The following is a 16,016-nucleotide window of genomic DNA, read 5'->3' as shown; positions in this document are numbered from 1 at the left end:
TCAGCCTAGCAGCAAGGGGGACCAGGTCCCGAACAGGTGTGAATTTGGAAGCTTGATTGACTTAGACAATGTCTACGCCGCCCTCGTCTCCGGGGTGCGGCGGGCCGGAGCCCCGGTGCGGGGGTCCGGCCCGTTCGTCGTTCCGTCAGGCGGTCACCGCCGGAGCGTGGTGCGGGGCGCGCGCCGGTGCCCAGTGGCGGATGATGTCGCGCACCGAGACGATGCCGACGGGCTCGCCGCCGTCCAGGACGATGAGGTGGCGGAAGCCGCCGTGGGCCATCGCGCCCGCCGCCTCCTCCACGGTCCAGGTGGGGGCGGCGAAGACTACGTCGGTGGTGGTGTGGCCGTGCGCGCGCTCGGTGTCCGGGTCCTGGCCCCGGCCCACGGAGACGAGGACGTCGCGTTCGGTGAGGATCCCGATGCCGTCGGCGTCGGGGTCGTGCACCACGGCCGCGCCGACGCGGCGGGCGGACATCAAGGCGGCGGCCTGGCGGAGCGTGTGGGCGGGACCGATGGTGAGGACGACCTTGCTCATGACTTCTCGGACGAGCATGGGTGGAGCCACCTCCTGCCGGTGATCCATGAGTTAGTTCATGGATTCACAAGTTCACAAGTGGGGGAACTCTCAGAGTGGCAGGTAAAGCACGGGTCAACAAGGGGGCGCGGAGGGTGAGTCGACGGGCGCTCAGTAGCGCTGGTTGAGATACCCGAGCAGTTCGTCGTGGAGCCGGCCGTTCGACGCGGCCGCGTTGCCGCTGTGCGGGCCGGGGCGGCCGTCGAGGCCGGTGAAGGTGCCCCCGGCCTCCGTGACGATGATCGCGTTGGCGGCCATGTCCCAGAGGGAGAGTTCGGGTTCGGCGCAGATGTCCACCGAGCCCTCGGCGACCATCATGTACGGCCAGAAGTCGCCGTACGCGCGCGTGCGCCACACCTCGCGGGTCAGGTCGAGGAAGCCGTCGAGGCGGCCCTGCTCCTCCCAGCCGCTCAGCGAGGAGTACGCGAAGGAGGCGTCGGAGAGCGTGGAGACCTGGGAGACGTGGAGCCGGTGGGCGGAGGTCAGACTGCGGCCGGTGAACGCGCCGTGGTCCTCCACCGCCCACCAGCGGCGGCCGAGGGCGGGCGCCGAGACGAGGCCGACGACCGGCTGGTAGCCGCCCTCCTTCGCCTCCATCAGGGCGATGAGGGTGGCCCAGACGGGGACGCCGCGCACGTAGTTCTTGGTGCCGTCGATCGGGTCGACGACCCAGCGCCGGGGGCCGGTGCCCGCCACGCCGAACTCCTCGCCGTGGACCGAGTCACGGGGGCGGGCACGGGCGAGGTGACCGCGGATGAGTTCCTCGGCGGCCTTGTCCGCCTCGCTCACCGGGGTCATGTCCGGCTTCGTCTCGACCTTCAGGTCGAGGGCCTTGAAGCGGTCCATCGTCGCGGCGTCGGCGGCGTCGGCGAGTACGTGGGCGAGGCGGAGGTCGTCGAGGTAATCGGGCATGCCGTCACGCTATCTGTCGCGGGCGGAAAGGGGCCACCAGGGCTTTGGCGGGCGTGGCGTGGGCGGCCGGGCGGCGCGGGGACCCTTGACAGTGCCCCCGTACCCGTCAAATCTGGGCAGCGAGCCGCTCGGCACATCCGGCAGCGTTCGCTCGGCCCGAGGGAGGCGAGGGTGCCTGCAGCCCGGGAGTCCCTGCTCGACGCCGCGTACACGGCGCTGGCGCGCCTGCCGTGGTCCGCCGTGCGGATGGTGGACGTGGCGGCTTCCGCCGGAGTGTCCCGGCAGACCCTCTACAACGAGTTCGGCGGCAAGGACGGCCTCGCCCGGGCGCTGGTGCGGCGGGAGGCCGACGGCTATCTCGCCGGAGTGGAGCGCGCGCTCTCCGGGGCCGGCGACCCGCGCGAACGGCTCACCGCCACCGCCGAGTGGATGATGTCGGCGGCCCACGACAATGCGCTGGTCCGGGCCATGCTCACCGGCTGCTGGAGCGAGCGGCTGCCCTCGCCGGCCCCGACCGCGATGCCCTCCTCCGCCGGGCCGGCCCAGCGGCGGGCCGACGGTCCGCCGCCCTCGCCCGGCGACTTCGTGGGCCTCGTCCGCGACCGTGCCGTGGCCGTCCTGGGCGGCGCCGGGCCGCTTCCGCCGCCGGACGCCGCCGAACTGGCCCACTCCTGCGAACTGGCCGTGCGGCTCGCCCTCTCCTGTGTCGCCGCGCCGCCCGCCGAGGGCGGGGTGGCCGACCTCGTGCGCACCGTCCTGCCGCGCCGGTCGACGGCGTAGCGGCGGCCGACGGCGCCGGGGGGGGCGTCCTAGTGCGCGGAGCCGGACAGTTGCAGCCCGATCACGCCGATGATGACGAAGCTGATCGAGACGATCTTCAGGGTGGAGACCAGGTCGCCGAGGAAGACCATGCCGTAGATGGCGGTGCCCGCCGCGCCGATGCCGGTCCACACCGCGTACGCGGGGCCGACGTCGAGCTTCTTCAGGGACATCGTCAGCAGGCCGAAACTGCCCAGCGCGAAGGCGCAGAAGGCGATGGTGGGCCAGAGCCGGGTGAAGCCGTGCGACAGCTTCAGACAGACGGCGAAGCCGGTTTCGAGCACTCCTGCCACTATGACCAGCAGCCACGCCATGTCTTGTCCTCCCGTGGTCCCCTACCGCGACCGCTGCGTCGGTGTCGATCAGTGGCTTCGTCCGACAGCGACTTCGTCCGGCTTTGCTCAGGCTTGGTTCCGGCTTGGTGCGATTATGCACTTACCGGTTGCACGGCACGGCAAACAACGCGGGGGGTCAGTCCCCTTCCTTGCGTTCCCGCGTCGACAGCAGCCGGCGCAGCGAGTACAGCCGGGCCGGATCGGCGTGCCCCTCGGCGACCCAGGCGTCCAGCGCGCAGTCGGGCTCGTCGTGGCTGCACGCCCGCGGGCAGCCCTCCGTGCCGGGCACCAGGTCGGGGAAGGCGTTGATCACCCGGGACGGGTCGATGTGCGCCAGCCCGAACGACCGCACGCCCGGGGTGTCGACGACCCAGCCGCCCGCCGCGGAGGACAGCGGCAGGGCGAGGGCGGAGGTGGTGGTGTGCCGGCCGCGGCCCGTCACCGCGTTCACATGCCCTGTCACCCTGCGGCGGTCCTCGGGCACCAGGGTGTTGACCAGGGTCGTCTTGCCGACGCCGGAGTGGCCGACGAAGGCGGTGATCTTCCCGTCCAGGTGCTCGCGCACGAGGTCCGCCGCGGCGCCGTTCTCCAGCTCCTCCCGGCTGGTGATGACGTAGGGGATGTCCAACGCGCCGTACAGCTCCAGGAATTGGTCCGGCGGCGCCAGGTCCGACTTGGTCATCACCAGCAGCGGGGAGAGGCCGCCGTCGAACGCCGCGACCAGGCACCGGTCGATGAGGCGGGGGCGCGGCTCGGGGTCGGCGAGGGCGGTGACGATGGCGAGCTGGTCGGCGTTGGCGACGACCACCCGCTCGTAGGGGTCGTCGTCGTCGGCCGTGCGGCGCAGCACGGAGACGCGCTCCTCGATGCGGACGATCCGCGCCAGCGTGTCCTTCTTGCCGGACAGGTCGCCGACCAGGGCGACCCGGTCGCCGACGACCGCCGCCTTGCGGCCCAGCTCACGGGCCTTCATCGCCAGGACGATCCGGTCCTCGACCAGACAGGTCAGCCGGCCTCGGTCCACGGTGAGGACCAGGCCCTCGGCGGCGTCCTCGTGCTTGGGCCGGGTGTGGGTGCGCGGCCGGTTGCCCTTGCGGTTCGGGCGGGAGCGGATGTCGTCCTCGTCGGTGTGCTTGCCGTAGCGGCGCATGGCGATCCGTCCCTACGCCCCGAGCATCCCGGTCCACAGATCGGGGAAGTCGGGCAGGGTCTTGGCGGTCGTCGCCACGTTCTCGATCCGCACCCCCTCGACCGCGAGGCCGATGACGGCGCCGGCGGTGGCCATGCGGTGGTCCTCGTAGGTGTGGAAGACGCCGGCGTGCAGCCGGCGCGGGCGGATGTGCAGGCCGTCGGCGGTCTCGGTGACGTCGCCGCCGAGTTCGTTGATCTCCTTGGTGAGCGCGGCCAGGCGGTCCGTCTCGTGCAGCCGCAGGTGGGCCACGCCGCGCAGGGTCGAGGGGGAGTCCGCGAGGGCGGCGACGGCCGCGATGCCCGGGGTCAGCTCGCCGACCTCGCCGAGGTCGACGTCGATGCCGTGGATCGCGCCCGAGCCGGTGAAGACCAGTCCGTAGTCGGTCAGTTCGCAGGAACCGCCCATGTCGGTGAAGATCTCGCGCAGCCGGTCACCGGGCTGGGTGGTGCGGGACGGCCAGTCGGGGATCACCACCTTGCCGCCGGTCACCAGCGCCGCCGCGAGGAAGGGCTGGGCGTTGGACAGGTCCGGCTCGATCGTCAGGTCCCGGCCGAGCAGCGCGCCCGGCGTGACCCGCCAGACGTTCGGCTCGCCGCCGGACTCGGGGGTGTCGACCTGGGCGCCGACCGCGCGCAGCATGTCGACCGTCATCCGGATGTGCGGCATGGACGGCAGCGCGGAACCGGTGTGACGGACCTCGACGCCCTGGTTGAAGCGCGGTCCGGACAGCAGCAGGGCGCTGACGAACTGCGAGGAGGACGACGCGTCGATCTCGACCGGACCGCCCTCCAGGGCCCCGCCGCCGTGCACGGTCAGCGGCAGCGCGCCGCGCCCGTCGTCGTCGACGCGGGCGCCCAGCACGCGCAGCGCGTCGATCACGCCGTGCAGCGGACGCTCGTACGACCGCGGGTCGCCGTCGAAGCGGACGGCGCCGTCGGCCAGCGCGGCGACCGGCGGGAGGAAGCGCATGACCGTGCCCGCGTTGCCGACGTCGACCGTGGCCGGGCCGCGCAGACCGGCCGGGATGACCCGCCAGAACTCGCCGGTGCCCTCGGGCCCGACGCCCTCCTCGATCTCGACGCCCATCGTGCGCAGCGCCTCGGCCATCAGCAGCGTGTCGCGCGAGCGCAGCGGGCGGCGCAGCCAGCCGGGCTCGGAGGCGAGGGCGGCCAGCACCAGAGCACGGTTGGTGACCGACTTGGACCCGGGCACGTGGACGGTCGCATCGACGGCTCCGCTCGCATGCGGGGCGGGCCAGAGGGCGGTGTGCGCGGGGTTCACGGTCATGGGCCCCACTTTAATGGCTGAGGACGATCGGAGATCTTGATCAAAAGCGTCGAAACCTGACCGAAAGAGCAACGGTGCACGTGCCGTGCATATATGCGGAGCGTGCGGCGGGTGCCCGGAGTCTCACAGCCCCAGCAGCCAGCGCCCGCCGCCGATCAGCGAGCACAGCGACACCGCGTGGAACAGGAAGAACCACACCCCCGCGGGCGCGTGCGTCAGCCGCGCCAGCTGGTCCGCGTCCGAGTCCCCGGCGCCGCCCCGCGACCGCTTGGCCTGCAACTCGAAGGCCGGGCGCACCCCGCCGAGCAGCAGGAACCACACCGCCGCGTAGGCGAACGCCGCCTGCACCTGCGGCCCGGCCAGCCAGGAGACCAGGACGAACGTGCCGCCGGTGACCACCACCGTCAGCACCCCGTAGGCGTTGCGGACCATCAGCAGCAGGGCGACGAGCAGCGCCGTCGCCAGCCACAGCAGCAGGGTGATGCGTCCCGTCGCCAGCAGCGCGGCACCGCCGAGGCCGAGCAGCGGGGGAGCGGTGTAACCGGCGACCGCGGTGAGGATCATGCCGACGCCGTGCGGCTTGCCCCGGCTCACCGTCAGGCCGCTGGTGTCCGAGTGCAGGGTGATCCCGGTCAGGGTGCGCCCGGTCAGCAGGGCCACCAGGCCGTGGCCGCCCTCGTGGGCGATGGTGATCGCGTTGCGCGCTATCCGCCACGACCCGTGCGTCACGACGACGGCGAGCGCGGCCACCAGGGTCGCGATCACCACCCACAGGTCGGGATCGGGCTGGGTGCCGGAGACCTCGTCCCACAGGGAGGTGAGCGAGGCCGTCGCGAGGTGGTCCATGTTCGGTGAGGGCTCCTCGTTCGTGCGCGGGGTCTGGCAGTGTGGCACGTATGTGCGGACGGTATGCGGCGAGTCGTCGACCCGAGGATCTCGCGGGAATCTTCGAGATCGAGAAGTGGGAGCCCGAGGAGAGCCTGGAACCCGACTACAACGTGGCCCCCACCAAGGAGGTCTACGCCGTCCTGGACCGTCCCCTGAAAGACGTCGAGGACCCGAAGCCGGTTCGCCAGCTGCGGAGGCTGAAGTGGGGCCTCGTCCCCTCCTGGTCCAAGACGCCCGAGGGCGGCGCCCGCATGATCAACGCCCGCGCGGAGACCGTCCACGAGAAGCCCTCCTTCCGCCGCGCCTTCAGCACCCGGCGCTGCGTCCTGCCCGCCGACGGCTACTACGAGTGGGTCACCGGCACGCAGGAGCGGGACCTGGAGGTCGAGGGGCGCAAGAAGCGGCCCCGCAAGCAGCCGTACTTCGTGACCCCCGCCGACGGCTCCGTGTTCGCCATGGCCGGGCTCTACGAGTTCTGGCGGGACAAGACGCTCCCCGACGACCACCCGCGGGCCTGGTGGGTGACCTGCTCGGTGATCACCACCGAGGCCGAGACCACGCCGCTCGCGGTCGCCCCGGCCGACGGCCCGCACGCCCTGGCCGACATCCACCCCCGGATGCCGCTGATGCTGACGCCGGACCGCTGGGACGACTGGCTGGACCCGGCGCGCACCGACCCCGACGAGCTGACCTCCCTGCTGGCGCCCCCGCCCGCCGGGCTGATGCGGGCCTTCCCCGTCTCCACGGCGGTGAGCAACGTCCGCAACAACGGGCCGGAGCTGCTCAAGGAGCTTGAGGCGCCGGAAGAGGGCACACTCTTCTGACGTGACCAGCGACACCACCGACACCAGCGACACCACCGACACCAGCGAGACCGTCGACACCGAGGCGGGCCCGGCCCGCGTCACCTGGCACCGGGCGAAGCGGCCCCGGTTCGTCCTCGCCGTGAGCCACGGCGCCGGCGGCGGCATCGAGGCGCGCGACCTGAAGGCGCTGGCGGCCGCGCTGCCCGCCCACGGGGTGAGCGTCGCCCTCGTCGAGCAGCCCTGGCGGGTGGCCGGCAAGAAGCTGGCGCCCGCGCCGAAGACCCTGGACACCGGCTGGCGGGGCGTGTGGCCCGCGCTCGCCGCGCCGGGCCTGCCGGTGATCTCGGGCGGCCGCAGCGCCGGCGCCCGCGTCGCCTGCCGCACCGCGGGCGAACTGGGCGCCCACGCCGTCCTCGCCCTCAGCTTCCCGCTGCACCCACCGGGCAGGCCGGAGAAGTCCCGCGCCGACGAGCTGCTCGGGGCGGGGGTGCCCACCCTCGTCGTGCAGGGCGGCAACGACCCCTTCGGCAGGCCGGGGGAGTTCCCCGAGGCGCCCGCGGGGACCTACGACCTGATCGAGGTGCCGTACGGCGACCACGGCTTCGCCGTGCCCAAGCGGGCGGGGATCGGCCAGGAGGAGGCGCTGGAACGGATCACCGACGGCGTCCTGGAGTGGACCGGCTCACTCGGCTGAACGCCCGGGAATGACCGGCGGGCGGTCACTGTTGTGCCGTGCGTATGTTGCTGAGAATCAGCACCGACGCCGTAGGAGAGGAAGTCCGCCGCATGGGTTCAGCCTTCTGCCCGAGTCGCAGCAGCCGCGCCGACCTGGACTGGACCGTGCTGCACGCCGCCAAGACCGCCCCTATTCGGGCGGCGGGCGGACCGGATCGTCGTCTATCCTCCGATTCGAGTGGGACCGGTCTCGGTTTCACGACATCACTGGAGGAGGTGGGTCCGGTCACTGGGACCGACGCAGGGACCGAACACGGCCAGGCGGAGCAGCCCGAGGGCCGGGGTACGAGCGCGGAGTCGACCGCCGAGCGCAGCGCGCGCTTCGAGCGGGACGCGCTGGAGTTCCTCGACCAGATGTACTCGGCCGCGCTGCGCATGACGCGTAATCCGGCCGACGCCGAGGACCTGGTGCAGGAGACCTACGCCAAGGCGTACGCGTCCTTCCACCAGTTCCGCGAGGGCACCAACCTCAAGGCGTGGCTGTACCGCATCCTCACCAACACCTTCATCAACTCGTACCGCAAGAAGCAGCGCGAACCCCAGCGCAGCGCGGCCGAGGAGATCGAGGACTGGCAGCTCGCGCGGGCCGAGTCGCACATGTCGACGGGGCTGCGCTCCGCGGAGTCGCAGGCGCTCGACCACCTGCCCGACTCGGACGTGAAGCAGGCGCTCCAGGCGATCCCCGAGGAATTCCGTATCGCCGTGTATCTGGCGGACGTCGAGGGCTTTGCCTACAAGGAGATCGCGGACATCATGGGGACACCCATCGGTACGGTGATGTCCCGGCTGCACCGTGGACGCCGTCAGCTGCGCGGCATGCTGGAGGACTACGCCCGCGACCGCGGCCTCGTCCCCGCCGGCGCCGGAGAGTCGAACGAAGCGAAAGGCTCGGGGTCATGAGCTGCGGAGAGCCGCACGAGACGGATTGCAGCGAAATCCTCGATCATCTCTATGAGTTTCTCGACAAAGAGATGCCGGACTCGGACTGCGTGAAGTTCGAGCACCACTTCGAGGAGTGCTCGCCCTGCCTGGAGAAGTACGGGCTGGAGCAGGCCGTGAAGAAGCTGGTCAAGCGGTGCTGCGGACAGGACGACGTGCCGGGTGACCTGCGCGCCAAGGTCATGGGCCGGCTGGATCTGATCCGGTCCGGGCAGTCCGTGCCCGAACACGACGTCACGGCCGCGCCGTCGTCGGCCCAGCAGGAGTCCTGAGCCGGGCCCGAGTCACTCGTACGTGCTAATCCGCGGGTTATCTGCCCGCGACCTCCCGCCGCCGTCCTAGGCTCCTGAGCCTGACAGACGTGGCCGGGGGAGGGGCTCATGGACGCGGTACCGGCGCGGGCGCGTGTCTACGTGACCGTCGTCGCCCTCGCCGCCCTGCTGTGCCTGCGCCCGCTGCCGTCGGTGCACGCGCCCTGGTGGGCGGCGGCGCTGCTCGCCGGACTGTACGCGGGCTCCGAACTCGTCGCGCGGTCCCGCTTCGTCGGGACCTGCTATCCGGTCCTGCTCGCCGGTGCCTTCCTGCTGCCGCCGCCCGCCGCGGCGCTGGTGGCCCTGCCCGGGGCGCTGCTGTCCCCGGTGCCGCGACGCCCCTTCGGCCTGCGGCGCGTGTGGCGGGCCGCCCAGCTGACCCTCGCCGTGTGGTCCGCCGCCTGCGTCCACTGGCGGCTCGGCGGCCGGGACGCGGTCGTCGAGCCCTCCTTCCCGTACGCCCTGGTGCCGGCCGGGGCCGCCGTCCTCGCCTTCTGCCTGGTGCTCGCGGTGCTGGACGGCGGCATCCTCACCCTCGCCGACCAGGTGCCGCCGAGCCGGGCGTGGCGGGGGCTGCTCTCCCGGTCGCTCGCGCCGATCGCCGTGCACGGGCTCGCCGGGCTGATGATGGCCGTCCTGTGGCGCAGCCCGTACGGCCCGGTGGCCGCGCTGCTGGTCCTGCTGCCGATGTGCGTGGCGTGGTGGGCCTTCGCCCAGTACCACCGCGAGCGGGCCGCGCACCAGGCGACCATCCGCGCCCTGGTCCAGGCCGTCGACATCAAGGACGGCTACACGCGCGGCCACAGCGAACGCGTCGGCCAGGCCTCCATGATGATCGCCCGCGAGCTGGGCATGGACGACGAGCGCGTCGAGACCCTGCGCTTCGCCGGGATCCTGCACGACGTGGGCAAGCTCGGCGTGCCCACCCGGCTGCTGCGCAAGGACGGGCCGCTGACGCCCGAGGAGCGCCGGGTGATCGAACTGCACCCCGAGTACGGGCACGAGATGGTGCGCGGCATCCGCTTCCTGGGCGAGGCCCGTGCCGCGGTCCTCCACCACCACGAACGGCTGGACGGCAGCGGCTACCCCTACGGACTGGCCGGCGACCGGATCCCCGAGTCGGCCCGCGTGGTGGCCGTCGCCGACGCCTTCGACGCGATGACCTCCACGCGCTCCTACAGCAGGGCCCGCCCGGTCGCGGCGGCCCTGGCGGAGCTCCAGCGGTGTGCCGGCCGGCAGTTCGACCCGCGGATGGTGCGGGCGCTGGTCCACGCCCTCGGCCGCCACGGCTGGCGCCCCTCGGTGACGGCGGACGGCCCGCCCGGCCTCCCCGCCGCACCGGCACCGGGCCCCGGGCCGGGCGCGGGCGCGCGGGACAGCGTCGGCAGGGGAGCGCCGTGACGCCCGCGCAGCCGCCGGCCCCGTCCCCGCCGCCGGCCGCCGTTCTCCTCGTACCCGGCTGTGCCGGGCTCCTCGCGCTCGGCTGCCTCGCCTCCGTGCTGGGGTCGGGACCCGTGCAGCGGCCCGTCGCGCTGGCCTTCGGGGGGCTGGTCGTCCTCGGTGAGCTGACCCGGCGGAGCAGTACCGAGGCCCGGGAGGCCGCCCCGCTCGGGGCCGCGGGCGCGCTGGCGTACGCGCTGCTGGGGGACGTCGCCGGGCAGCCCGCGCACCACGGGGTGGCCCAGACCGTCACCGTCGTGCTCGCCGCCTCGCTGCTCGGCAGCGTCCCCTACGTCGCCCGCGGCCGCGGGCCCGTCCTCGACCACCTGGCGCGGCGGGTGCTCACCGTCGGCTTCGCCGCCGTGTGCTTCCGTCCGCTGTCCCACCAGGGCGCCTTCGACGGCTGGAGCGGTCCCGCCGACGCGCTGCTGCTGCTCGCGCTGCTCGCCCTGACCACGCTGTGCGACGCCGTGCTCGCCGCGGCACCCGCGCACGCGCGCACCGGGTGGCCCTTCGGACCGCTGCTGCGCGAGGAACTGCGCGGCATGGTCGGAATCACGTCGGCGGTGTGCGCGACCGGCGCGGTGATGGCGCTCGCGGTGAGCGTCGCGGGGCTGTGGGCCCTCCCCGTCTTCTGCGTGCCCCTGCTCCTCGCCCAGCTCTCCTACCGCCGGTACGCGGCCGTCCGGGCCACCTACCGCCAGACCATCGCGTCCCTGGCCCGCGCCACCGAGATCGCCGGGTACACCCCGGCCGGGCACGCCCGCCGCGTCGCCGGGCTGGGCGTGGCCGTCGGGCGGGACCTGGGGCTGTCCGGGGCGGAGCTGACCGTGCTGGAGTACGCGGCCCTGATGCACGACATCGGCCAGCTGAGCCTGGTCGACCCGGTCCCGGCCGGAGCCACCGCCGGCCTGCCCGTCGCCGAGCAGCGGCGAATCGCGCTGCTCGGCGGGGCCGTCGTGCGCCAGACCGGCGTCGACGCGGCGGTCGCGGTGGTGGTGGAGCGGCAGGCCGACCCCTGCCGGGAGCAGCCGGTCGCCGCGCGGATCGTGCGGGTCGTGAACGCTTACGAGGAGAAGGCGCGGGACGCGGGCCCCGGCGGCGTCCTGACGGCGCTGGAGGAGCTGCGCCTGGCCACCGCCGGCGACTACGCTCCCGAGGTGGTGGAAGCACTGGCCCGGGTCCTTGCCCGGAGCAGCCTTACCGAGCCCGCGGCTGGGTAACCCATGGGTAATGAGCGCCTCCGCAGCCGTACGTGGTTTGATGCCCGGGAGAGGGTGTCCGGGGGCGCGAAAGGCACAGCCAGCCCACAGAACGGAACTGGCAGGCGGGAATCGTGAGGATCTTCGGCAAGGCACGGCACCGGCCCTCCGCCTCTTGGCGGCAGGCCACCGACCGCGCGTTCACGCTGATCGGCGACGGTCGCTACGAGGACGCGGGTGCGCTGCTGACCCGGGCGGCCGACCTGGAGCCCTGGCTGTCGGAGTCCTGGTTCAACCTGGCGCTGCTGCACAAGTTCCGGCACGACTGGGAGCAGGCCAGGGCGGCCGGCCTGCGCGCCGTCGCGCTGCTCGACCGGGACACCGGCGCCCCCGACTGGTGGAACGTCGGCATCGCCGCGACCGCCCTTCAGGACTGGCCGCTGGCCCGCCGGGCCTGGCAGGCGTACGGCCTGCGCACTCCCGGGGACGCCACGGACGCCGGTGAGCCGCTCGGCATGGACCTCGGCAGCGCGGCCGTACGGCTGTCCCCGGAGGGCGAGGCCGAGGTGGTGTGGGGGCGGCGGCTCGACCCCGCCCGCGTCGAAGTGCTGTCCATCCCGCTCCCGTCCTCGGGGCGGCGCTGGGGTGAGGTCGTCCTGCACGACGGCGTGCCGCACGGGGAGCGGACGACCAGCACCGGGCACTCCTTCCCCGTCTTCGACGAGATCGAGCTGTGGGCGCCCTCGCCCGTGCCCACCTGGGTGGTCCTCCTGGAGGCCGCCACCGAGGCCGACCGCGACGCCCTGGAGCAGCTGGCCGCCGACGCCGGGTTCGCCGCCGAGGACTGGTCGTCCTCCGTGCGGCTGCTGTGCCGGATGTGCTCGGAGTCCCGGATGCCGTCCGACGAGGGCGAGGGTGAGCACCTCGACCCGCACGACCACAGCGAACCCGGACACCCCGGGCCGCTGGGGCACCGCACCGACGGGCAGCTGTGGGTGCCGGAGCGGGAGTGCGGGGTGGCCGCGCCGGCCGGGCTGGTGAAGGGGCTGCTGGACGGGTGGGTCGCGGACAGCCCGGACTCGCGTGACTGGCGGGACCTGGAAGAGGTCTGCTGAGCGGCCCCGTAGTCTTTGCCAGGACACTCCAGCAGCGTCAGCATCACCTTTGGTTGTACGAGGAAGGCATACGTCGGTCATGGCCCAGCAGGACACCGATCAGCAGCGCCCGGGCGTGCTCCCCGTCGACGACGAGGGATTCGTCGTCGACACCCAGGACTGCGAGGAGCGTGAGGCCGACTGGCGCGGGCGCGGCACCTCGCGCCCGATCACGGTGGTCGGCAACCCGGTGCTGCACAAGGAGTGCGAGGACGTCACCGACTTCGGCGAGGAGTTCCAGCAGCTGGTGGCCGACATGTTCGCCAGCCAGCGCACCGCCGAGGGCGTGGGCCTGGCCGCCAACCAGATCGGCGTCTCCAAGAAGGTCTTCGTCTACGACTGCCCCGACGACGAGGGCGTCCGCCACGTCGGCGTGGTCTGCAACCCCAAGCTGGCCGAGCTGCCTGCCGACCGCCGCCGCCTGGACGACAGCAACGAGGGCTGCCTGTCCGTGCCGACCGCCTACGCGCCGCTCGCCCGCCCCGACTACGCCGAGGTGACCGGGCAGGACGAGCAGGGCAACCCCGTCAAGGTGCGCGGCACCGGATACTTCGCCCGGTGTTTGCAGCACGAGACGGACCACCTGTACGGGTACCTGTACATCGACCGGCTCTCCAAGCGCGAGCGCAAGGACGCGCTGCGGCAGATGGCCGAGAACGAGCCGCGCTACCCGGTGGTCGCGAACGACTGACACCGCCTCGCGGGTCACACATCTCCCGTGCGCACGGCGCCTGTTCGGGTCTTCCCCGAACGGGCGCCGTTCGTCTGTGTGCGTCCGTGGGAAGCCGCCACACAACAGGAGAATTCCGGCACGGTGGGGTAGTGAATGAAGCAAATCCGTTCCCAGAACGGTCAGTTGTGGTGCTGAATGGGAACCGCGGGGATACGCAACGGCGCACGCCCGGCTCAGCGAGAGGGGTGCGCCACCGGCGGCTGAGAGGGGTTTGTTCGTGCATGCTTTCCCACACGGCACCACAGCGACACCGACCGCGATCGCAGTACCGCCATCGCTCCGTCTCCCGGTGATCGAGGCGGCATTTCCCCGGCAACTGCACCCGTATTGGCCCAGGCTCCAGGAGGCCACCCGCACCTGGCTGCTCGAAAAGCGGCTCATGCCGGCGGACAAGGTCCAGGAATATGCCGACGGCCTGTGCTACACGGACCTCATGGCGGGCTACTACCTGGGCGCCCCCGACGAGGTGATGCAGGCGATAGCGGACTACAGCGCGTGGTTCTTCGTCTGGGACGACCGGCACGACCGTGACATCGTCCACGGCCGGTCCGGCGCCTGGCGGCGGCTGCGCGGCCGGCTGCACACGGCACTCGACTCACCCGGGGACCACCTGCACCACGAGGACACGCTGGTGGCCGGGTTCGCCGACAGCGTGCGGCGGCTCTACTCCTTCCTGCCGGCCACGTGGAACGCCCGGTTCGCCCGGCACTTCCACGCGGTGATCGAGGCGTACGACCGGGAATTCCACAACCGCACGCGCGGAATCGTGCCCGGCGTGGAGGAGTACCTCGCACTGCGCCGGCTCACCTTCGCGCACTGGATCTGGACCGACCTGCTGGAGCCGAGTTCGGGCTGCGAACTCCCCGACGCCGTACGGAAACACCCGTCGTATCGCCGGGCGGCGCTGCTGAGTCAGGAATTCGCCGCCTGGTACAACGACCTCTGCTCGCTGCCCAAGGAAATAGCGGGCGACGAGGTCCACAATCTCGGAATCAGTCTCATCACCCATCATGCACTCACGCTGGAAGAAGCCATCGGAGAAGTCAGGCGACGCGTCGAGGAATGCATCACCGAATTCCTCGCCGTGGAGCAGGACGCCTTACGGTTCGCCGACGAACTCGCCGACGGAACCGTACGCGGAAAGGAACTGAGCGGCGCCGTACGGGCCAACGTCGGCAATATGCGGAACTGGTTCAGCTCCGTCTACTGGTTCCACCACGAGTCCGGCCGGTACATGGTCGACAGCTGGGACGACCGGTCCACGCCCCCGTACGTCAACAACGAAGCGGCAGGTGAGAAATGACCGTCGAGTCCGTCAACCCCGAGACCCGTGTGCAGGCTGCGCCGGAACTGCGCGAACCGCCCGTGGCGGGCGGCGGCGTACCGCTGCTCGGCCACGGCTGGCGGCTGGCCCGCGACCCGCTGGCCTTCATGTCCCAGCTGCGCGACCACGGCGACATCGTGCGCATCAAGCTCGGCCCGAAGACCGTCTACGCGGTCACGAACCCGGAGCTGACCGGCGCCCTCGCCCTGAACCCCGACTACCACATCGCCGGCCCGCTGTGGGAGTCGCTGGAGGGCCTGCTCGGCAAGGAGGGCGTGGCGACCGCCAACGGCCCGCTTCACCGGCGCCAGCGGCGCACCATCCAGCCGGCGTTCCGGCTGGACGCCATCCCCGCCTACGGGCCGATCATGGAGGAGGAGGCGCACGCGCTCACCGAGCGCTGGCAGCCGGGCCGGACCGTCGACGCCACCTCGGAGTCCTTCCGGGTCGCGGTGCGCGTCGCGGCCCGCTGCCTGCTGCGCGGGCAGTACATGGACGAGCGGGCCGAGCGGCTGTGCGTCGCGCTCGCCACCGTGTTCCGGGGCATGTACCGGCGCATGGTGGTCCCGCTCGGACCGCTGTACCGGCTGCCGCTTCCGGCCAACCGCCGATTCAACTCCGCGTTGGCCGATCTGCATCTGCTGGTCGACGAGATCATCGCCGAGCGCCGCGCATCCGGTCAAAAGCCGGACGATTTGCTCACGGCATTGCTGGAGGCGAAGGACGACAATGGCGACCCGATCGGGGAACAGGAGATCCACGACCAGGTGGTCGCGATACTCACCCCCGGCAGTGAAACCATCGCGTCCACGATCATGTGGTTGCTCCAGGCACTTGCCGACCATCCGGAACATGCCGACCGCATACGCGACGAAGTCGAAGCGGTCACCGGCGGGCGGCCCGTGGCATTCGAGGACGTCCGCAGTCTCACGCACACCGGCAATGTCATCGTGGAGGCCATGCGTTTGCGCCCCGCCGTATGGGTATTGACGCGGCGCGCGGTGGTCGAGAGCGAACTCGGTGGCTATCGCATTCCGGCCGGTGCGGACATCATCTACAGTCCGTACGCAATCCAACGCGATCCGAAGTCGTACGACGGCAACCTGGAGTTCGACCCCGACCGGTGGCTCCCGGAACGCGCGAAGAACGTGCCGAAATACGCCATGAAGCCCTTCAGCGCGGGCAAGCGGAAGTGCCCCAGCGACCACTTCTCGATGGCGCAGCTCACGCTGATCACGGCCGCGCTCGCCACCAAGTACCGCTTCGAACAGGTGGCGGGCTCCAACGACGCGGTCCGGGTGGGCATCACGCTGCGCCCGCACGACCTGCTGGTCAGGCCCGTGGCGCGGTGACACGGCCGGGACG

At 72.1% G+C, this 16,016-nt stretch carries 17 protein-coding genes; 11 read left to right on the top strand and 6 right to left on the bottom strand.

What is annotated here, in order from left to right:
• Window positions 1-145: 145 nt before the first annotated feature.
• The gene (locus ACIRGB_RS01145) at window positions 146-553 is read right to left on the bottom strand and encodes a cyclic nucleotide-binding/CBS domain-containing protein (protein ID WP_403857272.1); all 408 of its coding nucleotides are present in this window, start codon (window positions 551-553) and stop codon (window positions 146-148) included.
• 132 nt (window positions 554-685) lie between these two features.
• The gene (gene hisN, locus ACIRGB_RS01140; protein WP_403857269.1) at window positions 686-1,486 is read right to left on the bottom strand and encodes a histidinol-phosphatase; all 801 of its coding nucleotides are present in this window, start codon (window positions 1,484-1,486) and stop codon (window positions 686-688) included.
• Window positions 1,487-1,657: 171 nt separating this feature from the next.
• On the opposite strand from hisN, the gene ACIRGB_RS01135 reads away from it, so the two are divergent.
• A complete protein-coding gene (locus ACIRGB_RS01135) occupies window positions 1,658-2,266 on the top strand; it encodes a TetR/AcrR family transcriptional regulator (RefSeq protein WP_403857266.1) in 609 nt (202 codons plus the stop codon).
• A gap of 29 nt (window positions 2,267-2,295) precedes the next feature.
• Here ACIRGB_RS01135 and ACIRGB_RS01130 read toward each other — a convergent pair whose 3' ends face one another.
• From ACIRGB_RS01130 to ACIRGB_RS01115, 4 genes are all read right to left on the bottom strand, one after another.
• Window positions 2,296-2,619, bottom strand: a complete 324-nt coding sequence (locus tag ACIRGB_RS01130) for a multidrug efflux SMR transporter (RefSeq protein WP_030145926.1) — start codon at window positions 2,617-2,619, stop codon at window positions 2,296-2,298.
• A 157-nt stretch (window positions 2,620-2,776) separates the two neighbouring features.
• Complete coding sequence (gene rsgA, locus ACIRGB_RS01125) at window positions 2,777-3,790, bottom strand: ribosome small subunit-dependent GTPase A (RefSeq protein WP_403857263.1); 1,014 nt, start codon at window positions 3,788-3,790, stop codon at window positions 2,777-2,779.
• Between the two features lie 12 nt (window positions 3,791-3,802).
• On the bottom strand, window positions 3,803-5,119 hold the full coding sequence (gene aroA, locus ACIRGB_RS01120; RefSeq protein WP_403857260.1) for a 3-phosphoshikimate 1-carboxyvinyltransferase: 1,317 nt from the start codon (window positions 5,117-5,119) through the stop codon (window positions 3,803-3,805).
• Between the two features lie 123 nt (window positions 5,120-5,242).
• Window positions 5,243-5,965: a M50 family metallopeptidase gene (locus ACIRGB_RS01115; protein ID WP_403857257.1), complete on the bottom strand. Its 723-nt coding sequence runs from the start codon at window positions 5,963-5,965 to the stop codon at window positions 5,243-5,245.
• Window positions 5,966-6,015: 50 nt separating this feature from the next.
• On the opposite strand from ACIRGB_RS01115, the gene ACIRGB_RS01110 reads away from it, so the two are divergent.
• From ACIRGB_RS01110 to ACIRGB_RS01065, 10 genes are all read left to right on the top strand, one after another.
• On the top strand, window positions 6,016-6,831 hold the full coding sequence (locus ACIRGB_RS01110; RefSeq protein WP_403857254.1) for an SOS response-associated peptidase: 816 nt from the start codon (window positions 6,016-6,018) through the stop codon (window positions 6,829-6,831).
• Window position 6,832: 1 nt separating this feature from the next.
• Window positions 6,833-7,507 (top strand): alpha/beta family hydrolase, encoded by a 675-nt coding sequence (locus tag ACIRGB_RS01105; protein ID WP_403857251.1) that lies wholly within the window; start codon window positions 6,833-6,835, stop codon window positions 7,505-7,507.
• Window positions 7,508-7,764: 257 nt separating this feature from the next.
• Window positions 7,765-8,448 carry an RNA polymerase sigma factor SigR gene (gene sigR / locus ACIRGB_RS01100; protein ID WP_234955406.1) on the top strand — a complete coding sequence of 228 codons (684 nt, stop codon included), beginning with the start codon at window positions 7,765-7,767 and terminating at the stop codon, window positions 8,446-8,448.
• Entirely contained in the window at window positions 8,445-8,759 is a 315-nt protein-coding gene (rsrA, locus tag ACIRGB_RS01095; RefSeq protein ID WP_403857247.1) for a mycothiol system anti-sigma-R factor, read from the top strand. Before sigR ends, rsrA begins: the two co-directional genes overlap by 4 nt.
• Before the next feature lie 108 nt (window positions 8,760-8,867).
• Window positions 8,868-10,199: an HD-GYP domain-containing protein gene (locus ACIRGB_RS01090; RefSeq protein WP_403857244.1), complete on the top strand. Its 1,332-nt coding sequence runs from the start codon at window positions 8,868-8,870 to the stop codon at window positions 10,197-10,199.
• Window positions 10,196-11,461 (top strand): HD-GYP domain-containing protein, encoded by a 1,266-nt coding sequence (locus ACIRGB_RS01085; protein ID WP_403857241.1) that lies wholly within the window; start codon window positions 10,196-10,198, stop codon window positions 11,459-11,461. Before ACIRGB_RS01090 ends, ACIRGB_RS01085 begins: the two co-directional genes overlap by 4 nt.
• Before the next feature lie 113 nt (window positions 11,462-11,574).
• A complete protein-coding gene (locus ACIRGB_RS01080) occupies window positions 11,575-12,555 on the top strand; it encodes a tetratricopeptide repeat protein (RefSeq protein ID WP_403857238.1) in 981 nt (326 codons plus the stop codon).
• A 79-nt stretch (window positions 12,556-12,634) separates the two neighbouring features.
• Window positions 12,635-13,285 (top strand): peptide deformylase, encoded by a 651-nt coding sequence (def, locus tag ACIRGB_RS01075; protein ID WP_403857234.1) that lies wholly within the window; start codon window positions 12,635-12,637, stop codon window positions 13,283-13,285.
• Window positions 13,286-13,544: 259 nt separating this feature from the next.
• Window positions 13,545-14,630, top strand: coding sequence for an epi-isozizaene synthase (cyc1, locus tag ACIRGB_RS01070; protein WP_403857231.1), 1,086 nt, complete (start codon window positions 13,545-13,547; stop codon window positions 14,628-14,630).
• Window positions 14,627-16,003: a cytochrome P450 gene (locus ACIRGB_RS01065; protein WP_403857228.1), complete on the top strand. Its 1,377-nt coding sequence runs from the start codon at window positions 14,627-14,629 to the stop codon at window positions 16,001-16,003. Before cyc1 ends, ACIRGB_RS01065 begins: the two co-directional genes overlap by 4 nt.
• Window positions 16,004-16,016: the final 13 nt, after the last annotated feature.

Origin of the sequence: Streptomyces sp. NPDC102490, from assembly GCF_044765285.1 — a bacterium.
In the GTDB taxonomy this organism is placed as follows: Bacteria; Actinomycetota; Actinomycetes; order Streptomycetales; family Streptomycetaceae; genus Streptomyces.
The sequence above is the reverse complement of the archived record's forward strand: the minus strand, read 5'-3'. Positions and strand labels throughout refer to the sequence as shown.

Coding starts and splice junctions, on each gene's coding strand:
- ACIRGB_RS01145 (WP_403857272.1), bottom strand. CDS start 553: ATGCTCGTCCGAGAAGTCATGAGCAAGGTCGTCCTCACCATCGGTCCC.
- rsgA (WP_403857263.1), bottom strand. CDS start 3,790: ATGCGCCGCTACGGCAAGCACACCGACGAGGACGACATCCGCTCCCGC.
- hisN (WP_403857269.1), bottom strand. CDS start 1,486: ATGCCCGATTACCTCGACGACCTCCGCCTCGCCCACGTACTCGCCGAC.
- ACIRGB_RS01130 (WP_030145926.1), bottom strand. CDS start 2,619: ATGGCGTGGCTGCTGGTCATAGTGGCAGGAGTGCTCGAAACCGGCTTC.
- rsrA (WP_403857247.1), top strand. CDS start 8,445: ATGAGCTGCGGAGAGCCGCACGAGACGGATTGCAGCGAAATCCTCGAT.
- ACIRGB_RS01110 (WP_403857254.1), top strand. CDS start 6,016: ATGTGCGGACGGTATGCGGCGAGTCGTCGACCCGAGGATCTCGCGGGA.
- ACIRGB_RS01090 (WP_403857244.1), top strand. CDS start 8,868: ATGGACGCGGTACCGGCGCGGGCGCGTGTCTACGTGACCGTCGTCGCC.
- def (WP_403857234.1), top strand. CDS start 12,635: ATGGCCCAGCAGGACACCGATCAGCAGCGCCCGGGCGTGCTCCCCGTC.
- ACIRGB_RS01115 (WP_403857257.1), bottom strand. CDS start 5,965: ATGGACCACCTCGCGACGGCCTCGCTCACCTCCCTGTGGGACGAGGTC.
- ACIRGB_RS01065 (WP_403857228.1), top strand. CDS start 14,627: ATGACCGTCGAGTCCGTCAACCCCGAGACCCGTGTGCAGGCTGCGCCG.
- aroA (WP_403857260.1), bottom strand. CDS start 5,119: ATGACCGTGAACCCCGCGCACACCGCCCTCTGGCCCGCCCCGCATGCG.